Source organism: Synechococcus sp. RS9902, assembly GCF_014279635.1.
Lineage (GTDB): Bacteria > Cyanobacteriota > Cyanobacteriia > PCC-6307 > Cyanobiaceae > Parasynechococcus.
The window spans coordinates 269794-283333 of sequence record NZ_CP047949.1; the positions used below are offsets into that span (position 1 = coordinate 269794).

Annotated in this window: 16 protein-coding genes and 1 pseudogene; 8 read left to right on the forward strand and 9 right to left on the reverse strand. The window is 62.3% G+C overall.

Annotated elements, in window-relative coordinates; all coding sequences use genetic code 11:
- The first annotated feature begins 61 nt into the window (after nt 1–61).
- From psbH to SynRS9902_RS01285, 4 genes are read left to right on the forward strand one after another with little or no spacing between them, the layout of a single operon-like run.
- Nucleotides 62–262, forward strand: a complete 201-nt coding sequence (gene psbH / locus SynRS9902_RS01270; protein WP_186509696.1) for a photosystem II reaction center phosphoprotein PsbH — start codon at nt 62–64, stop codon at nt 260–262.
- Nucleotides 263–271: 9 nt separating this feature from the next.
- Nucleotides 272–502, forward strand: a complete 231-nt coding sequence (locus tag SynRS9902_RS01275) for a TatA/E family twin arginine-targeting protein translocase (protein WP_186509697.1) — start codon at nt 272–274, stop codon at nt 500–502.
- 14 nt (nt 503–516) lie between these two features.
- A complete protein-coding gene (pth, locus tag SynRS9902_RS01280) occupies nt 517–1134 on the forward strand; it encodes an aminoacyl-tRNA hydrolase (protein ID WP_186509698.1) in 618 nt (205 codons plus the stop codon).
- Nucleotides 1134–1391 carry a DUF3146 family protein gene (locus tag SynRS9902_RS01285; RefSeq protein ID WP_011363294.1) on the forward strand — a complete coding sequence of 86 codons (258 nt, stop codon included), beginning with the start codon at nt 1134–1136 and terminating at the stop codon, nt 1389–1391. The genes pth and SynRS9902_RS01285 overlap by 1 nt, the downstream gene beginning before the upstream one ends.
- On the opposite strand, the gene SynRS9902_RS01290 is transcribed toward SynRS9902_RS01285, so the two are convergent.
- The 4 genes from SynRS9902_RS01290 to rph are packed head-to-tail and all read right to left on the reverse strand — an operon-like array spanning nt 1369 to nt 4509.
- The gene (locus tag SynRS9902_RS01290; RefSeq protein ID WP_186509699.1) at nt 1369–1815 is read right to left on the reverse strand and encodes a resolvase; all 447 of its coding nucleotides are present in this window, start codon (nt 1813–1815) and stop codon (nt 1369–1371) included. The two genes, SynRS9902_RS01285 and SynRS9902_RS01290, sit on opposite strands and share 23 nt — an antisense overlap.
- Complete coding sequence (locus tag SynRS9902_RS01295) at nt 1812–2963, reverse strand: DUF3084 domain-containing protein (RefSeq protein WP_186509700.1); 1152 nt, start codon at nt 2961–2963, stop codon at nt 1812–1814. The genes SynRS9902_RS01290 and SynRS9902_RS01295 overlap by 4 nt, the downstream gene beginning before the upstream one ends.
- Before the next feature lie 27 nt (nt 2964–2990).
- The gene (gene ntcA / locus SynRS9902_RS01300) at nt 2991–3707 is read right to left on the reverse strand and encodes a global nitrogen regulator NtcA (protein ID WP_186509701.1); all 717 of its coding nucleotides are present in this window, start codon (nt 3705–3707) and stop codon (nt 2991–2993) included.
- A gap of 58 nt (nt 3708–3765) precedes the next feature.
- Nucleotides 3766–4509, reverse strand: coding sequence for a ribonuclease PH (gene rph, locus SynRS9902_RS01305; protein WP_186509702.1), 744 nt, complete (start codon nt 4507–4509; stop codon nt 3766–3768).
- Between the two features lie 145 nt (nt 4510–4654).
- Between rph and SynRS9902_RS01310 the strand changes: the two genes are divergently transcribed.
- Both SynRS9902_RS01310 and dcd read left to right on the forward strand, forming a co-directional pair.
- A complete protein-coding gene (locus SynRS9902_RS01310) occupies nt 4655–5254 on the forward strand; it encodes a cob(I)yrinic acid a,c-diamide adenosyltransferase (protein ID WP_186509703.1) in 600 nt (199 codons plus the stop codon).
- Nucleotides 5254–5847 (forward strand): dCTP deaminase, encoded by a 594-nt coding sequence (dcd, locus tag SynRS9902_RS01315; RefSeq protein WP_186509704.1) that lies wholly within the window; start codon nt 5254–5256, stop codon nt 5845–5847. Before SynRS9902_RS01310 ends, dcd begins: the two co-directional genes overlap by 1 nt.
- Before the next feature lie 11 nt (nt 5848–5858).
- On the opposite strand, the gene thyX is transcribed toward dcd, so the two are convergent.
- Both thyX and SynRS9902_RS01325 read right to left on the reverse strand, forming a co-directional pair.
- Nucleotides 5859–6581, reverse strand: a complete 723-nt coding sequence (thyX, locus tag SynRS9902_RS01320; RefSeq protein WP_186509705.1) for an FAD-dependent thymidylate synthase — start codon at nt 6579–6581, stop codon at nt 5859–5861.
- A gap of 44 nt (nt 6582–6625) precedes the next feature.
- A complete protein-coding gene (locus SynRS9902_RS01325) occupies nt 6626–7201 on the reverse strand; it encodes a thioredoxin domain-containing protein (RefSeq protein ID WP_186509706.1) in 576 nt (191 codons plus the stop codon).
- 63 nt (nt 7202–7264) lie between these two features.
- Between SynRS9902_RS01325 and SynRS9902_RS13560 the strand changes: the two genes are divergently transcribed.
- Nucleotides 7265–7768, forward strand: a complete 504-nt coding sequence (locus SynRS9902_RS13560; RefSeq protein WP_255446165.1) for a hypothetical protein — start codon at nt 7265–7267, stop codon at nt 7766–7768.
- Nucleotides 7769–7855: 87 nt separating this feature from the next.
- On the opposite strand, the pseudogene SynRS9902_RS01330 reads toward SynRS9902_RS13560, so the two are convergent.
- Nucleotides 7856–9535: pseudogene (locus SynRS9902_RS01330) on the reverse strand (transglycosylase SLT domain-containing protein); the annotation flags it as partial.
- A gap of 348 nt (nt 9536–9883) precedes the next feature.
- Between SynRS9902_RS01330 and glmM the strand changes: the two are divergent.
- The gene (gene glmM / locus SynRS9902_RS01335; RefSeq protein ID WP_186509707.1) at nt 9884–11278 is read left to right on the forward strand and encodes a phosphoglucosamine mutase; all 1395 of its coding nucleotides are present in this window, start codon (nt 9884–9886) and stop codon (nt 11276–11278) included.
- Here the strand turns inward: glmM and SynRS9902_RS01340 are convergent.
- Entirely contained in the window at nt 11265–12218 is a 954-nt protein-coding gene (locus SynRS9902_RS01340; RefSeq protein WP_186509708.1) for a BadF/BadG/BcrA/BcrD ATPase family protein, read from the reverse strand. The two genes, glmM and SynRS9902_RS01340, sit on opposite strands and share 14 nt — an antisense overlap.
- A complete protein-coding gene (locus tag SynRS9902_RS01345; protein WP_186509709.1) occupies nt 12215–13531 on the reverse strand; it encodes an IctB family putative bicarbonate transporter in 1317 nt (438 codons plus the stop codon). The genes SynRS9902_RS01340 and SynRS9902_RS01345 overlap by 4 nt, the downstream gene beginning before the upstream one ends.
- Between the last annotated feature and the right edge of the window lie 9 nt (nt 13532–13540).

The window sequence follows — 13540 nt, forward strand, 5'->3', positions numbered from 1 at the left end:
CCGAACCGGAGTCGGCCCCTACAGTATCGAGACTTCAAACCACCCGAGACCCGGCGTCGCCATGGCACAACGCACCCGTCTGGGAGACCTTCTCCGCCCACTGAACTCCGAGTACGGCAAGGTGGTTCCCGGATGGGGCACCACTCCCGTGATGGGCATCTTCATGGTGCTCTTCATGGTGCTGTTCCTGGTGTTTCTTCAGCTGTACAACAAGTCCCTCATCCTTGAGGGCATCAACGTCAACTGGAACGGCCTCGGCTGATCTGCACCCATGAACATCTTCGGCGTCGGTCTCCCCGAAATGGCGGTTATCGGCGCCGTTGCCTTGTTGGTTTTCGGGCCGAAACGCCTGCCCGAGCTTGGTCGGACTCTTGGTAAAACCCTGAAAGGCTTCCAATCCGCCTCCAAGGAATTCGAACGCGAGATCAACAAAGCCATGGCTGATCCGGAAGTCCCCGGTGAGGCTGCGAAGCCGGTTGAAGAACTTCCCCCCAGCGACTGAGTCGTTCCAGCGGTATGACCACTGATCTCAAGCTGGTGGTGGGTCTGGGAAATCCGGGTGCGAAATACGCCGGTACCCGTCACAACATCGGCTTCATGGCCCTCGAGCTTTTGGGTGAGCGCTCTGGTTTCAGTTTTCGTCAGCAGGCCAAGTTGCACGGTCTTGCAGCCGATACAGGGGGTGGTGAGCAGCGGCTGCGCTTGCTAATGCCTCAGACCTATATGAATGACAGCGGTCGTGCCATTCGTGCGGCTCTCGATTGGTTTGGCCTGGAGCCTCACCAATTGCTGGTGCTGGTGGACGACATGGATCTTCCGCTGGGTCGTTTGCGGTTGCGGGCCCAGGGCAGTGCCGGCGGGCACAACGGTTTGCGCAGCACCATTCAGCATCTCGGAACCCAGGCGTTCCCCAGGCTGCGGATCGGCATTGGTGCGCCGGCTGAGAACCCTGCAGAACGCCGCGCCCGAACGGTGTCCCATGTCCTTGGTCCGTTCAGCAAGGCGGAGCAACCCTGTGTGGGCGCTGTTCTCGATGCTGTTCTGGATGGAATTCAACGTCTTCAGCGCCAGAGCTTTGAGCGCGCTGGAACCTGGATCAACGGGTTCCGCTATGACCTGGAGTCGGACGACTGATGCCGGCACTTCCGGCGACAACGGCCCATTTGCGGGTGCTCCGCCAGTGTTTTCAAGCCAAGTGCGTGGAGGGTGAAGTTTCTGCTGGAGGGTTTGAGTGGCAGTTTTCCTGGGCCTTTGATCGCGGTGAACTGGTGGTGGAGCCATCCCTGGGACGTGCCCTGATCGAGGATGCCCTGCGCCGGTTTCTGGTGCGTTCTGATTACAGGCTGGAACCGGGGGGTGATTACACCTTCATGGTCCGGGCCAGGTTCTGAGCGAGAACGTGGGATCAGGCTCAGGCCATTTCAGGCGGCATTGCAGGTGCTCCTCAAGCATCACCAAAGCTGCAACAGCATCCAGATCCACCGGTGGAATGCGCAGTCCTGCTGGCAGCATCCGTCGCCAACCTCGAGCCGGCCACAGCGCCCAGTAACGCTGTCTCGCCCTCAGGGTTGTTCCCTGCTCCGGAACCACAGTGAGATGGCCCAGCCGTTCCAGTCGCTGGATCCAGGCTCGGCTTCCCGTGCCATCGCCGATCAGGATGCGATCGAGAGCTTGGTCTTGATTCCACTGCTCCAACCAGGGTTCGACGGCCTCTGGGGCCAGCACATGCCCTTCGCGCACGAGGCCGAGCTGAAGATCGGCCAGCACAAGACCACATTTGCAGCGGCCTGGATCGAGAACGGCCACCCGTTTCATGGGGAGGCCTCAATGGTGACGACGACAGGATCGGCACTGTCGCTGACCCCTGCGGAAATCACGTCCAAGACCACGCTTTGGCTGGGCCCTTCCATCAGGGTCTGGGCCAGTTGGGAGAGGGCTGATCCATCGAACTGAAGGCCTTCGGTCAGGGATCCCCGCCGCTGCACTTCGGCATAGGCCGAGGCCAGGAGAAGGTTCAACCGTGTGCGAATGCCCTCTGGAGTGCGTTCATCGGGTTGCAGTGTGGTGGTGGCCAGCAAGTCTCCGCGTTGGGTTACCGGCCGGTTCGGACGCACCTCGGGGAAGGCATACACAGCTGTTTCGCCCCGCAGCACATTGGTGGCTGAGCGCAGCGAGATCACCCAGGTCTCCGGTTTGCGGATGATGCTTTGCAGGCGTTCCACATCGCTGCGCGGAACGCGGATCAACTGGCGTTCGGGTGCCTCGCCAGGTCGCACTTTCCCGTATGCGTTGAGATTGGCCTCCTGCAACAGCCTGTCGACAGCCTGTTTGGCCTGGTCCGGAGCATCGAGTCGAACCGTTGCTCTTGCCAAGGTCTGTCCGCTGCTGATCACCACCGATCCACGCCGTAAGGCGACCAGATTGCGTTCCAGTTCTTTGAGTTCCTTCTCACCGGCTCGGATGCGGCTGCGAACGCTGTTGAGTTCGGCTTCCGTGCGCTCGATGTCCGCATCGCGGGAGGCGATGTCCTGGCTAAGGCGTTCACGTTCGGCTTCGAGTTGGGCCAGCTCCTTCTGAAGAGGAGCCAGTTCGAGGCGCAGGGTGTTGGCCCGTTGCTGTGATTGCTCGAGCTCAATGGCGATCCGTTTGGTTTCCGTTTGGGTCTTGTCCCGTTCCCGCTCGGCTGCCTTTAGCTGCTGACGGCTGTCTTGGAGTTTCTCCTGTAGGGCATCCAGTTCAAACAGGCCCACCCGCAACTGCCGGCTCACCAGAAGCATCAGGCCAAGTGAGAGTGCGCTGATCAGGCTGCCGGTCAACACCGTGATCAACACTGCGGTGCGCCGTGGGCGCATGCTGAACAAACTCAGTCGCGCTTTGCCGACGCGGCTGCCCAAGCGGTCGCCCAGGGTCGACAGCACGCCCCCGAGCACCAACAGAACCAGAATCAGTGCCCAGCCGCTCATCGCTGCACAAGTCGGGCGATGGCAGGCCTAGCTGAAGCGTTTGGCCAGCGCGATCGGATCCAGAACCGTGATTTTCTTGCGGTCAATCTGAACCAGACCGGATTGACGCAAGTCTCCCAGCAGACGCGTGATTGTGACGCGTGTTGAGCCAATTGCTTCAGCGATGGCCTGATGGGACAGGCGCAGGTCGATGGTGATGCCCAGCTCATCGGCCACGCCGAAGTCCCTGCAAAGCACCAGCAGGAAGCTCACCAGCCGGGATGACATGTCCCGATGGGTGAGGGTTTCAATCATTGTCTCGGTCTGCAGAATCCGGCTGGAGAGACCCTGAAGCAAGCGCAGGCCAACGCTGGTGTCGGCTTCGATGGCGGCCTTCACGGAGGTCGCTGGTGCCGTCACCATTTCAACCCGGGTGAAGGCCACAGCGTGATAGAAGCGGTCGGACCGTTGACCAGTCAACAACGACAGCACCCCGAAGAGGCTGTTCTCGCGCAGCAGGGCCACGGTGATCTCTTCCCCCGATTCGTAGACGCGGGACAGACGAACAGCTCCCCGGCGGATCAAATACACCCGTTCTGCGGGATCTCCGGGGAAGAAGATGGTCTTGTTGCGATCCACCAGTTCACTGCTGGCGCCATCGAGATCCCTAATGATCTCCAGAAGGGAACGGTTGGCCGGTTCTGCGCTGGGAGCTGGAGCCACCATTTGCGGGGTGTATCGGCTGAAACCTCGGCTACTGGTCATGACAACCCCCTGGTGAAGCGAAGCTACGGAGCAAGCGATGCTTGCCATGTAGCGGTTATTACCTATTAATGCTGTGTTCGCCTGCGGCCTGGCGTTGTGCCTGCATCAGGGATGACAATCCCGGCTCAGCCAGATCCAGCAGTTCATTGAGTTGCTTGCGGCTGAATGGTGCTCCCTCCGCAGTGCCTTGGATTTCCAGCAAACGGCCATCGCCGGCCTGCACAACGTTCAGGTCCACCTCAGCTCGGCTGTCTTCGCTGTAGTCCAGATCCAGCAGGGCGTGGCCATCAACCAAGCCCACGGATACGGCCGCTACCTGATCGATCAGGGGCGATTGCTCCAGGACTCCTTGCTCCACCAGTGATCGGCAGGCCTGGTCCAGGGCGAGCCATGCTCCGGTGATCGAGGCCGTCCGGGTGCCGGCGTCCGCTTGGATCACGTCGCAGTCGATCAGCAAGGTGCGCTCCCCTAGGCGCTCCATGTCGATCACGGCGCGCAGGCTTCGGCCGATCAGCCGCTGAATTTCCTGGGTGCGACCCGAGAGTTTCATCAGCTCTCGTGATTGCCGCTGTGGGGTGGATCCGGGCAGCAACCGGTATTCGGCGCTGAGCCATCCCAACCCTTCTCCCTTGCGCCAGCTGGGGACCTTGTCCTCCAAGCAAACGCTGCAGAGAACCGCGGTTCGGCCTGTATGAACCACAAGGGAGCTCAAGGCAAACCCCATCGGATTCCAGGTCACCGAGAACGGTCGCAACTGTTGCGGGCGACGGCCATCAGTGCGTTGTTCAGGGGATTGGCTCATCGGTGGTGTGCAGTTCGTCAAGCCTCGCAGGCGGTTGGTTCTCGCCCTGTCCAAACACCATGGGTGGTGTCAATCCCCTTGTGGAATGTGATCTCGCCGCTACATTCAAGGTCTTGCCGGGGTCGCCCGGACAGATGCTTCCGTGATGACCACAAGCCTCGCCGACCCCCAATCCTTCCCGAATTCCCTGGATCGGGATCAGCAGGCCTTGCAGCGGGCGGGCCTGAGGCCCTTGCCTGCCGTCTCTGATCCGCCACCCCTACATCTGGTGGCTCCCGAAGGGCAGCTGCAAGTGCATACGGCGCCTTATCGAGGCAGTTTCGCCAGTGTTCTCAGCCAGGCCATGCGAGCTGCAGGCTTGGGCAGTCGTGTTCTGATCAGTCAGTTCCTCAAAGGCGGCGTGCAGCAGGGACCGGCCGGCCGGGTGCAGCTCTGCGGAGGCCTCGTCTGGCTGCGGCCGGCAGTGCCCCTCTGCCTCTCCTCGCCGGGGCATCCCGGTGGCGCAGAGGCGGTGGCTGAGGTTTGGTCCATCTGCCGCCAGCATCTGATCCAGGGAGATCTCGACCAGCTGGTGTTGGATGAAATCGGCCTTGCAGTGGCCTTCGGATACCTGGATGAAGCGGACGTGATTGCAGCCCTTGAGCAGCGGCCCGCTTCGATGGATGTGATCATCACTGGACCTGCAATCCCCGCCGGTGTGGTGGAGATGGCAGATCAAGTCACGGAGTTGCGCCGAGGTTTCTGATGCTCAAGTGCGATCGCTGGATCACTGAACAGGCCGGGCAGGGAATGATCGAGCCATTCCAGAGTGGTCTGGTCCGTCACCTGGAGCCGGAGCAGAAGCTGCGGCCAGTGCTGAGTTTTGGTTGCTCCTCCTACGGCTACGACCTACGCCTTTCTCCCCAGGAATTTCTGATCTTCCGGCATGTTCCGGGCACGGTGATGAATCCCAAGCGGTTCAACCCTGCCAACCTCGAACCCACTCCCCTTCATGAGGATGAAGACGGGCGTTACTTCATTCTCCCGGCCCATTCCTATGGCCTGGGTGTGGCCTTGGAGAAGTTGCGGGTTCCCCCCAATATCACTGTGATCTGCTTGGGCAAGAGCACCTATGCCCGCCTTGGAATCATCGTGAACACCACCCCGGCAGAAGCGAGCTGGGAGGGTCACCTCACCCTTGAATTCAGCAATAGTTCCGGTGCTGACTGCCGGATCTATGCCAACGAGGGCATCTGTCAGTTGCTGTTTTTTGAGGGTGATCCCTGCTCGACCACCTACAGCGATCGACAAGGCAAGTACCAGCACCAACCGGAACGGGTGACGCTGGCCAAGGTCTAGTTCTCTATTAATTAAGGGGCCAAACGCGCCCGGTGCAGCCTGCTCTTTTCGTACCAGGCTGCAAATTCAGGGGCCCACTCCACCATGTGGGGCCACATCAGATCACAGAGCTGGCGGATCTCCAGCTGGGCATCGAGCTTGGCCCGCAGATCCATGAAGTGCAGGAACGCCCGCAGGCTGAAGCTCACTACAAAATGCTGGCGGTAGTCGAAGGGAAGGATGCCGCGGGCATGCTCCTCGGCGAAGCCGGCCTTGAGCAGATCCCTGTAGCGCTCGGCGGAGCTCCGGCAGAGATCTAGATCCTGTTGGCGTAGTGCTTCGGTGTAGGCGTATTTCTTGCCCTGCCGATCGCTGTACTCGCCGATGGGCCGCAGATAGAACACCTCTTCCAGATCCAGGGCTCCATCCGCTGCACGGCAGATGCGTTCACCGGTGTAGCGCATCGATTGCACATCGAAGCTCACCCCAACCCGGTGGGTGCGGGCCTGCTGCATCACCGAGTGCGGGAACCAGCCCACGTTCAGCACGATCTGTGCATGCTCCATCGGGCCGTAGTGGCCGCGCTCTCCAGACAGCAGGCGTTTCACACAGATCTCTCCAGCCCGCTGCTCATCGGGCCAGTTGGCACGATCTCCGGCCACGAATCCTTCGCTGTAGTCCTGATGCATGGCGGCGTACACGCATTGCTGCGGGTTCGGCGTAGCTGCGATCAGATCGACCCGAAAGCGGTCCATGGGAGCGTCAGAGTGACGAGTTGTGGTGATCATGGCGAGGCGTGTCAACCATGGCTGCGGGGCCCCGCGTTGGCTGGGCTCGAGGCACCTGCCATCGCCTTGTTCTCAGAGGGGGGCGTCAGCAGCTGGCTGATGTTCCCGACACCAGGCAAGGCCGGCAACGGCTGATTTTCAAGCAGTGCTGTGGTGAGCAGCTGGAGTTCCTCAGCGCTGCGCAAACCGAGGGATCGCCCCTTGGCTTCCCCCTCAGAGTTGAACAGGTTCAACTGGGGAATGCCGTTGACGTCGTAGCGATCAACCAGATCTTGCCAACGGGGGTTGTCGACGTTGACCAGAACAACATCGAGTCGATCTCGCGATTGCTTCTCCAAAGCCAGCATCGAAGGTGCCATCTCTCTGCAGACCTGGCACCAATCGGCGTAGAACTCGATCAGCGTTGGGCGTCCGTTGGTTAACGCTGTCTGTGGGTCGAGGGATCGTCTCGCCAGCTGCTCCATCGGGCTTTCGCTCTGAATGCCACCGCGTAGGACAACCAGGCCAATGGCCAGAGCCACCGCAATCAGCACCAGCACCCATCGCTGCGCTGTGCCCAGGGGCGAAGACTCCGGGGTGCCTGTCATCGCACGTCAACCGCAACGATCACTCTGGCAGCTCCTTTGAAAGGCCGCCGCTACCTTGACGCTATGCCAATTTTGCGACTGCTGAGCCTTCCGGTTCGGGCGCCGTTGCTGACGGTGCTGTTTCTCGTTGCGGTTGTGCTCGGCAACAATTGGCAAATTGTTCAGCCCTCCTTCACGTCTCTCTATGGCGTGAGTGCGGCCTGGTTCTGGTGTCTCGTGCTGTTGCAGACGCAGGTGGTTGTCGTCTTCTGCACCATGCCCGATCTGCTGTTGCGCCAGGTGTCGTTGCTGATTGCGTCGAGCCGGGTGATGACGTTGGTGGTCACGCTGCTGGTGGTGATCACCGGTGGCATCTATCTGCTGAAGCTCAATGTGCTCACCGACGTGTTGATCCTGGCCTCAGCCGTGCTGTTGGCCAGGATCGATCTCATCCGCATCGGTGTTCTGCCCGCCGCCGGGATCTGCCTGCTTCTGATGAGTTTGGTCGTGATCACTGGCATCGTCGCCGGCACGCTTCTGCCCCATCCCACCGCCAGTCTCGTTGCAGAACGATTGATTGCCGCCTAGGTAGCCGAGCAGATTGTCCAGCACTTTCTTGGTGTAGAAGCGTGTTTCCGGGTAGGGAATGCGTTCCACCCAGAGCGCATCGTCGTCTTGATCCGTGGGTTGTGCCCAAGAGGCCACAGCACCTGGCCCGGCGTTGTAGCTGGCAATGCTGCGAAAGGGGTCGCTTTCCCATTGCTCCAGCAAGTGGTGGAGGTAGCGCGCGCCCAGTTCGAAGTTGTCGGCGGGATCCTTCAGCATCAGCGTGCTGGTTGGTGCGTCAGCCATCTCTGTGGCTGTGGAGGGCAGCAATTGCATCACGCCAACGGCCCCAGCAGGGGAGACGACACCGGGAGCAAAGCGTGATTCCTGTTTGGCGATCGCTCGCAGCAGATTGGCCTGAACACCTGCTTGCTCTGCCGCTGTCTGTATTTCAGCTTCGAAGAGGCGAGGGAATTGGCTGCGATGCAGGAGAGTCCGTTGATGGCAGCTCGGATTACGCCAGCGGAGGCTGAGCCACCAGAGCTGGTCCAGTCCCATCCAGGTGTCCCCGACGGCAAGGCGCAGCCTGCCTTCGGCGAGACGTTCTTCAGGTGGCGGCGGGACTGCAGGGTCCGCCTGAGCCTGCCAGGCCTCCCAGGCGGCGTGCACCTGGCCCAGGCGCCAAAGCTCGTTCACCAGGCGGTGATGGCTGTTGAGCGGTTGCCAGGCTGGCGGCTCCTGCTGCGGGTCTGGGGATCGCAACGCCAGGGGTTCGGCCACACCCAGGTGCTCCATGGCGCGCCAGCGGTAGTAGCCCCCCGGGAAGGCCCCGATCAGGCGGCGCCAGCTGCGTTCTGCCTTTGTCGTTTCGCCGAGTTGCTTGTGGCTAAGCCCCAACCAGAACAGCCGCCGCGTCTCCAACGGTGGAGGCAGGGGACCATCCTCATCGGGGCGTTCCAGCAGGGCACGGGCACGATCCCAATCTCCAGCCAGAAATGCCTCGCGGGCGAGGTCCCATTGGAGTTGCCAGATGTCGGGGTCGTTGGGCCAGCGGCTCAGGGCGGCATCCGCCCCATCGCCGCCGGCGAGTCGCACGCGAGCTGCTGCAACAGCGGCTGAGCGCTCCTCAAGGGCAGCCGGAAGCGCATCCAGAACCCCAGGCTGGGCATCGAGCGGTTCACTCAAGATCCGTGCTGCTTCAAGGCTGGCGGGGTGGTTTGGGTGGTTCTGCGCCAGGGTCAGCAGCCGGGCTGTACCTGCATCAGGGTCGCCATGCAGCAGCAGGGAACGACCGATGGCCAGCTGGGTCTCAGGGGAGGCCTCAAGCTCCTGAAGACAGGTCACTGCGGTGTCGGCATGGCCTTGTTTTGCCAGTGCTTGCGCCAAGGCTTGGCGTTGGTCGGGTTGAGGTGCCTGCGCCCCCGTGGCCTCGCAGGCGCCACGCATCAGCCCAAGGGCGCCGGCTCGGCGCGCATTCCAACGGGCCAGGTGCACGGCGCCTTGATGGCTTGCTAGCGCTTCGGAGCCATCCCGAGCCGCCAGGGTCAGTGCTGCGGGGTGTGCGGGTTGCTGTTGGAGCAGCTGCTGATGAAGAACGGGATTGTTGTTGCCAAGCGCCAATCGAGCCCAAGCTGAGCCGGGTGCTTCGGGAAAGCGATCCAACAGGCGCTGCCAGGTCTCAGCAGCGTCCGCTGGCTTGCCCTGTGCGGCAGCGGTGAGGGCGGCCCGTTCGAGCACCACGGCCGCCATCGGATCGCGCCCCCAGCCTTGGCCATGGAGCAGTTGCGGTGACCCATCCCTCGCCACCATCAACAGGGCGGCCTCTCGACGGGTCTGCGGATCGATGGCCCAGCGGTAGTGCTGCCAGAGCTTTGCTTGCGAGACCTCAGGCGTGAGGCGCTGATGCTGCTTGTTCAGAAGCAGCTGCCCGCCCCATGCAGCCAACCCACTGAAACCAGCAACCGAAAGCAGCAGCAGCGTTCCGATTCGCGGCCCTGCCTGCACAGCCAACCTGGAGCTCGTTTCATTCTGATGCTTCAAAGAGAGTTGGCGAGCCTCTGATCGCCTGTGGGCCGTGGAGGGCAGAGCCGCACCTGTCACGTCTCTGGGAATCAGCCTCAGAGGTGCTTCCTATGGTGCTGTCCACGATTGAGACCCATGGTTCAAAAGGCGTGCTCCCCGATCGGCCCCGCTCTCGGTGACGCTGCGCCAGGGTTTGGAACCGATGGAATCCGTGGGCTTGCCGGCACGGTTCTCACCCCCGCCCTGTGTCTTCAGATGGGCTATTGGGTCGGTCGGGTTCTGCAGGCGGAAGGTCCTGTTCTGATCGGAATGGACTCCCGGACCAGCGGCAGCATGGTGGTTGCTGCCCTGACGGCCGGCTTGACGGCCGCTGGTCGCGATGTGTGGACCCTTGGGCTCTGTCCGACGCCGGCGGTTCCGTTGTTGATCCGCCAGCTGGGGGCCGCCGGCGGCCTGATGGTCTCCGCCAGCCATAACCCCCCTGCAGACAACGGCATCAAAGTGTTTGGGGCCGATGGCGCCAAACTCAGCGCATCCCGTCAAGCCCAGGTGGAAGCCGGTCTGCAGGGGCAGACACCCATGGCTGAGCAAGCAACATTCCGCTGCGGTGTGGCGCGATCCAGCGCCGATCTCCTCGATGGCTACAGAGAGGTGTTGCAGCAATCGGTGGCTGAACGGCGACTGGATGGCGTTCCCATCGTTTTGGACCTCTGCTGGGGATCCGCGACGGCTTGCGGTGCCGATGCCTTCCGTGCCCTGGGGGCTGACCTCACCGTGCTCCATGGGGAACCCGATGGCTCCCGCATCAACGTGGCTTGCGGGTCAACCCATCTGGAACCGCTGCAACGGGCTGTGATCGCGCGCGGCGCGGCGATGGGTTTTGCCTTTGATGGTGATGCCGATCGGATGCTGGCGGTGGACGGCCGCGGCCGGATCATCGACGGCGACCATGTGCTGTTTCTCTGGGGATCCGTGCTGCAGGAGCAGCAGGCGCTCCCCGATCAGCGGTTGGTGGCCACTGTGATGTCGAACCTTGGCTTCGAGCGTGCCTGGCAGCAGCGGGGCGGCACCCTTGATCGCACGCCGGTGGGAGATCAGCATGTCCATGCCGCGATGGTGGCCAGTGGCGCGGCCCTCGGCGGAGAACAATCCGGCCACATTCTTTCGGCCTCCCACGGACTCTGTGGCGATGGTGTTCTGACCGCCGTGCAGTTGGCCACCCTCTGCCATTCCCAGGGCATCTCCCTCAGCGATTGGTTGGACCGCAGTTTTCAGGCCTACCCGCAGAAATTGGTCAATGTGCGGGTGATGGACCGTTCGCGTCGCAAGAACTGGAGTGCCTGCACTGCTCTCACCGACGCCATTGCTTCAGCGGAGCAGTCGATGGGCGAGAACGGTCGCATTTTGGTGCGAGCCAGCGGTACCGAGCCCGTGCTCCGGGTGATGGTGGAAGCCGAGCAGTCGGACGCTGTGGAGCATTGGACGGGGCATCTGGCCGCCGTTGCCGAGGATCATCTCAACGCGGCCTGAGGCTTAAGCCCTCGGCCATCAGGAGGGCGCCATCACAGGCATCGCCCTTGGCCTTGCCCCATCGGGCTTCGGGAATCGACTGATCGATGGCCTGTTGCACGGCTGTGCGGAACCCCTGGAGATGGGTGACGGCTCCTCCATGGCAGACCACCAAGGGGGACCGCAGGGAAAGCTGCTGGGCCACGGTGCTGATGCAGCGGGAGAGGGCTGCTGCCGATCCCTGAACGATCTCCTCCGCGCCAGGGCAATCCTTGGCTGCGGCTTCCACCACCAGTGGAGCCAAGGCTGCAAAGTCAGCCGTGCCGAAGTCCTGCTGCACCACCCGGGCTTTCACTGCGGCGTGGCTGTCGCAGCCAATCTGATTCCAGATCTGCAGGCGCAGCGGATGGTCGGGCAGGCGTCCATCGGCCATGCGCAGGGTCAGCTGCAATCCCTGGTGGCCCAGATCAAAGGCCGAGCCGGCTCCATCGAGCAGCCATCCCCAGCCGCCACAGCTGTGTTCATGGCCGTTCTCGTCTCGGCCCAGCACGATCATTCCGGTGCCGCTGATCGCCAGGATTCCTGCGCCTTCAGGGATCGCACCTCGCAAGGCGGTGCGTTCGTCTCCGGTGACCAGCACCTTGATCACCCCTGTGGCATCACCGATGGCCAGGGCTTGACCCACCAAACGTTCAGCGCGCTGTTGCAACGCTGTTCCGTGTTCGATGCCGCTGGCTCCCACAACGGCCGCCTGGATCACGCCATCGGGGTGATGTTTCAGGGCCTGCTGCGCACTGGTGCTGATCGCCTCGAGGAAACGACGTTCACCCTGGGGGGCATCCAGGTGGCTGACTCCGGGCCCCTCGCCTTCTCCAACAGGCTGGTGCACGCCGTTTTGAACCACGCTGAGTCGGCAGCGGGTGTGCGTCTGTCCGGCATCGAATCCAGCGAGCAGTCTCATGATTCCCTGGGTCGACTCACCAGGCTGGCCAGAGCAAACCAGCCGATCAGCTGCACTTCGGGGCGGAAGAAGATTGTGTCGGTGCTGCCCTGCATCAATAGGCCAGCGATGGCAGCGAGGCTGGCGATGGATGCCAAGGCGCTTGCAGCATCGGCATGGAGCTGCTTGAGGCCCTGCCTCAGGCTGCTGGCCAGCAATCCCATGCAGGCCAGCAGCCCGGGAATGCCGGTTTCCACCAGGATTTCCAAGGGAACGGAGTAGGCACTGAGGGCGTTGAACTTCGGTTGCTGATACAGGGGATAGATGCTGTTGAACGCCGTATTGCCAGGGCCGATGCCCAACCAGGGACGGTCTTGCACCATCTGGATGGCCGCCATCCAGACGTTGATGCGGAAGTTGTTGGAACTATCCCCCCGTCCCGCCAGCAGGCTGGTGATGCGCGTGCGGATCGGATCGATCTGGGTGGCCGCCACCACAAGGCAAGCGGCTCCAACCAGCAGCACGGCCAGAGGCACCAGACGTCTCCAGAGCGGAGGCCAGTGGCGTGTCCAGCGCAGCAGCAGCAACAACAGCAGCACGGCACCGGCAGCAACCATCCCCAGCCAGCCGCCGCGGCTGTAGGTGAACAGCGTGGCTGTTGCTGCCAGCACCAGTGTGGTTCCGGCAAACAGCTGGGCTCCCACACCACGCCAGCGCACCAGTGCGATTGCTGCAAAGGGAATCAGCGGCAGCAGGTAACCCGCTAAGAGATTGGGGTTTCCCAGGGGGGCATAGATCCGAATGGTGCCAGCACTGATGGAATTCGGATCGGCCCAGCCCGCCAGTTCCACGCTGGAGGCATACAGCTGTCGCAAAGCCAGAACACTGCTGAAGAGGCCGCCACTCAGCAGTCCGGCGATCAGCCGGTCCCACCATCGGCTGTTGCTCAGCAGCAGTTTGCAGAGCAAGGCATAAACGCCCAGGTAGCTGAGCAGTTTGATCAGGCCTTTGCTGGCGGCGATTGGAACTGGAGAACACCCCGTGGCCACAATCGCGATGGCCAGAAAAAGCATCAGCCAGCGCGAGATGGTTCCGATGCGCTGTGGTGGCGGACTGCAGAGGCACCAGAGCAGCCACAGAACGCCGCAGGCTGCAATCACCAGGGCCAGGCCTGTGCGTGTGAAGAAAGGAAGACCCGTGAACAAGGCCAGCAGCAGGAGTCCCGCCAGCCCTTCAAGGCGTTTCAGCACCGCCTGATCCGGAGTGATCACCCCCTGCCAGCGCACCAACAGGGCCCCACTGCTTGCCGTCTGGGTTGCATCCGCAGAGGCCATCGTGGGGCT

Coding starts and splice junctions, on each gene's coding strand:
- psbH (WP_186509696.1), top strand. CDS start 62: ATGGCACAACGCACCCGTCTGGGAGACCTTCTCCGCCCACTGAACTCC.
- SynRS9902_RS01275 (WP_186509697.1), top strand. CDS start 272: ATGAACATCTTCGGCGTCGGTCTCCCCGAAATGGCGGTTATCGGCGCC.
- pth (WP_186509698.1), top strand. CDS start 517: ATGACCACTGATCTCAAGCTGGTGGTGGGTCTGGGAAATCCGGGTGCG.
- SynRS9902_RS01285 (WP_011363294.1), top strand. CDS start 1,134: ATGCCGGCACTTCCGGCGACAACGGCCCATTTGCGGGTGCTCCGCCAG.
- SynRS9902_RS01290 (WP_186509699.1), bottom strand. CDS start 1,815: ATGAAACGGGTGGCCGTTCTCGATCCAGGCCGCTGCAAATGTGGTCTT.
- SynRS9902_RS01295 (WP_186509700.1), bottom strand. CDS start 2,963: ATGAGCGGCTGGGCACTGATTCTGGTTCTGTTGGTGCTCGGGGGCGTG.
- ntcA (WP_186509701.1), bottom strand. CDS start 3,707: ATGACCAGTAGCCGAGGTTTCAGCCGATACACCCCGCAAATGGTGGCT.
- rph (WP_186509702.1), bottom strand. CDS start 4,509: ATGAGCCAATCCCCTGAACAACGCACTGATGGCCGTCGCCCGCAACAG.
- SynRS9902_RS01310 (WP_186509703.1), top strand. CDS start 4,655: ATGACCACAAGCCTCGCCGACCCCCAATCCTTCCCGAATTCCCTGGAT.
- dcd (WP_186509704.1), top strand. CDS start 5,254: ATGCTCAAGTGCGATCGCTGGATCACTGAACAGGCCGGGCAGGGAATG.
- thyX (WP_186509705.1), bottom strand. CDS start 6,581: ATGGACCGCTTTCGGGTCGATCTGATCGCAGCTACGCCGAACCCGCAG.
- SynRS9902_RS01325 (WP_186509706.1), bottom strand. CDS start 7,201: ATGACAGGCACCCCGGAGTCTTCGCCCCTGGGCACAGCGCAGCGATGG.
- SynRS9902_RS13560 (WP_255446165.1), top strand. CDS start 7,265: ATGCCAATTTTGCGACTGCTGAGCCTTCCGGTTCGGGCGCCGTTGCTG.
- glmM (WP_186509707.1), top strand. CDS start 9,884: ATGGTTCAAAAGGCGTGCTCCCCGATCGGCCCCGCTCTCGGTGACGCT.
- SynRS9902_RS01340 (WP_186509708.1), bottom strand. CDS start 12,218: ATGAGACTGCTCGCTGGATTCGATGCCGGACAGACGCACACCCGCTGC.
- SynRS9902_RS01345 (WP_186509709.1), bottom strand. CDS start 13,531: ATGGCCTCTGCGGATGCAACCCAGACGGCAAGCAGTGGGGCCCTGTTG.